Source organism: Xenorhabdus griffiniae (assembly GCF_015163655.1).
In the GTDB taxonomy this organism is placed as follows: Bacteria; Pseudomonadota; Gammaproteobacteria; order Enterobacterales; family Enterobacteriaceae; genus Xenorhabdus; species Xenorhabdus griffiniae.
Window position 1 is genome coordinate 1 of record NZ_JADEUF010000192.1, and the last position, 3475, is coordinate 3475.

The window sequence follows — 3475 nt, forward strand, 5'->3', positions numbered from 1 at the left end:
ATATGAAAAAGATCATTACTATAATAGGCGCACGGCCTCAATTTATTAAAGCAAGTGTAGTTTCTCGTCAACTTGAACAAAAAAGAAAGTTTCAAGAAATAATTATCCATACAGGACAACATTTTGATTCTAATATGTCAACTATTTTCTTTGATGAATTAAAAATCCCTAAACCAAATTATACTCTTAATATTCATGGTGGTTTTCACGGTGAAATGACAGGTAAAATGCTTGCCGAAATTGAAAAAGTTCTTATTAAAGAAAAACCAGATAACGTAATGGTATATGGTGATACTAATTCAACATTAGCTGGTGCTTTAGCAGCCTCTAAATTACATATACCTGTTATACATATTGAAGCAGGGTTACGTAGTTTTAATATGCATATGCCAGAAGAAATAAACAGAATATTAACAGATAATATTAGCTCTATATTATTTTGCCCTACAGACACAGCAATAAATAATTTACATAATGAAGGTTTTCATTCAAAACCCATTATTATAAAAAAATCAGGCGATGTCATGGAGGATAGTGCACTACATTTCAGTAAAATAGCTAAAAAACCAATTAAATTAAATTTAAGTAATTTTATCTTGACCACACTACACCGTGCTGAAAATACAGATGACAAAGTACGCCTAACAGAAATAGTGAACTCATTAAATTATATACATAAAAAAATTTGTCCTATTGTTTTTCCACTTCATCCAAGAACTAAGAACAAGCTAAAAGAATATGATTTAAAATTAGATGTCTATTTAATTGAACCGGTTGGATATTTAGAAATGCTGTGGTTACTTAATAATACAAACATAGTTATTACAGATAGTGGAGGATTACAAAAAGAAGCGTTTTTTTTCAAAAAGCCTTGTATAACTATTAGGGATCAAACTGAGTGGGTAGAGTTAATTGAAGCAGGTGTTAATAAATTATCCGAAGCTAATAGTAGTGAAATAATTAATTCAGTGAAGAATTCGTTAAATATTAATATAACCTCAATTTCTTCTATGTATGGTGGTGGCATTGCTGCTGAAACAATTGCTAATGAGTTAGAAAGTTTACTATGAATATAGTATATATAAATCACTACGCTGGTTCACCAGATCTTGGCATGGAATTCCGCCCATATTACTTAGGGCAGGAATGGATAAAATCAGGGCATCATGTTATAATAATTGCAGCATCTTACTCTCATGTTCGTTCAAAACAGCCATTCTTGATAAGAAATAAAAAAACCATTGAAAAAATCAATGAATTAACGTATATCTGGTATCCGACACCTGTTTATAACGGTAATGGCTTATCCAGAGTTAGAAACATTTTTTCTTTTTTAGCTCAAGTTTGGATGGATAGTAACAAGTTAGTTAAAGAATATAATCCAGACATTGTAATATCTTCAAGCACGTATCCTATGGATATATGGGTTGCAAAACATATTGCACAAAAATCTAATGCAAAATTAATTTTTGAATTACATGATTTATGGCCTCTTTCACCTATAGAACTTGGAGGAATGTCTCCTAAACATCCATTTATTCAATTATGTCAATTAGCTGAAAACTCAGCTTATAAGCATTCTGATGCAGTTATTTCTATGCTTCCCAACGTACATGAACATATGAAAAATCATGGATTAAATTTAGATAAATTACATATTGTTCCTAATGGAGTTGTAGTAAATGATTGGATGCAGAAATTTTCTCCATTAGATATGGAGCTAGAAAAATTAATTATATCTGAGAAAAATAAAGGACATAAAATCGTATGCTATAGTGGGGCACATGGTCAACCTAACTCATTAAATATACTAATTAAAACTGCCTTAATCCTTCATGAAAAGACTTTTACATTCTTACTAGTTGGAACTGGTTTCGAAAAAGATAATTTAATAGAAGAATCAAAATCACTAGGAATAAAAAATGTTATATTTATTGACCCTATTCCTAAGATTCAAATCCCAACATTATTAGAAAAAATTGATATAGCTTATATAGGGTTACAAAAACAATCATTATTTAGGTTTGGAATAAGTCCAAATAAACTAATTGACTATATGATGGCAGCCAAACCTATTTTATGTGCCATTGATGCCGGTAATGACCCAGTATCTGACGCTAACTGTGGTATCACAGTAAAATCAAACAACCCTGAAGATATAGCTCAAGCTTTATTACATCTAAGTTCTTTATCAACTGAAGAATTAAGTAAAATGGGACAGAGAGGCAGAGCATATGCTCTAAAAAATCATATTTATTCTGCATTAGCAGATAAGTTTATAAAGGCGATACGATAATTATGAACAACAAATTCCTTCCTTTTGCATTACCTGAAATTAGTGAAGAAGAAATTAATGAAGTTGTAGATTCATTAAAACATGGTTGGATTACAACTGGACCTAAAACAAAAAAATTCGAACAAGATTTCGCCAACTATTTAGGTGATGGTGTTGAAGCTATTGCAATCAATTCAGCTACTTCTGGTCTACATTTAGCCCTAGAAGCGATAGGCATTAAACCTGAAGACGAAGTTATAGTTCCAACCTATACCTTCACAGCAACTGCCGAAGTGGTTCGCTATTTAGGAGCAAATCCTGTTTTTGTTGATTCCCTTCCTGATTCTCTGAATATTGACCCTAATACAATCAGAAAAGCAATAACTTCCAAAACGAAAGCAATTATTCCTGTACATTTTGCAGGTCTATCTTGTGATATGGATGAAATAATCTCTATCGCTAAAGAATTTAACCTAAAAATTGTTGAAGATGCTGCTCATGCATTTCCAACTATCTACAATGGAAAAAAAATAGGTACATTAAATACGGACGTTACTGTCTTTAGTTTTTATGCCAATAAAACGATGACTACTGCAGAAGGCGGCATGCTTGTTTCTCGTAATCCAGAAATTATAAAAAGAGCTAAAGTTATGCGCCTTCACGGTATTAGCAAAGATGCATTTGATCGATACCAATCCAAAACTCCCGCTTGGTACTATGAAGTTATAGAGCCAGGCTTTAAATATAATATGCCTGATATTTGTGCTGCAATTGGAATCCATCAGCTAAAAAAAATTGATCTCTTCCAGCAAAAAAGAGAGCAAATGGCAAAGTTTTATGACGAAGAACTGAAAGATCTACCATTAATCTTACCAACTAAACCTTTCGGTCCAGATAACCAACATGCATGGCATTTATACCCCATCCGCTTAAAAGATGAAGTCAAAATATCTAGAGATGACTTTATTATAAAAATGGCTGAAAAAAATATAGGCTGCTCAGTTCACTTTATTCCTCTTCATAAACATCCTGTTTGGAAAAATACTTATTCATTATGTGAGGAAAATTTTCCTGTCGCAGAAAAAAATTTCCATAAAATAACTTCCATTCCTTTATATACAAAAATGACAAGAGATGATCAAATTAGAGTAATAAATGCAATAAAAGAGATTCTAAAATAAATGAAGTCTATATATATAT

The 3475-nt window shown here is 31.5% G+C and carries 3 protein-coding genes; all 3 read left to right on the top strand.

Features of this window, described 5'->3' with window-relative positions; all coding sequences use genetic code 11:
• Positions 1–1070 (top strand): non-hydrolyzing UDP-N-acetylglucosamine 2-epimerase (wecB, locus tag IQ211_RS18400; RefSeq protein WP_189759452.1); only part of this gene is annotated, 1070 nt, incomplete at its 5' end.
• Complete coding sequence (locus tag IQ211_RS18405) at positions 1067–2296, top strand: glycosyltransferase family 4 protein (protein WP_189759451.1); 1230 nt, start codon at positions 1067–1069, stop codon at positions 2294–2296. The genes wecB and IQ211_RS18405, both read left to right, overlap by 4 nt.
• A 2-nt stretch (positions 2297–2298) precedes the next feature.
• Positions 2299–3456, top strand: a complete 1158-nt coding sequence (locus IQ211_RS18410) for a DegT/DnrJ/EryC1/StrS family aminotransferase (protein WP_189759450.1) — start codon at positions 2299–2301, stop codon at positions 3454–3456.
• Positions 3457–3475: the final 19 nt, after the last annotated feature.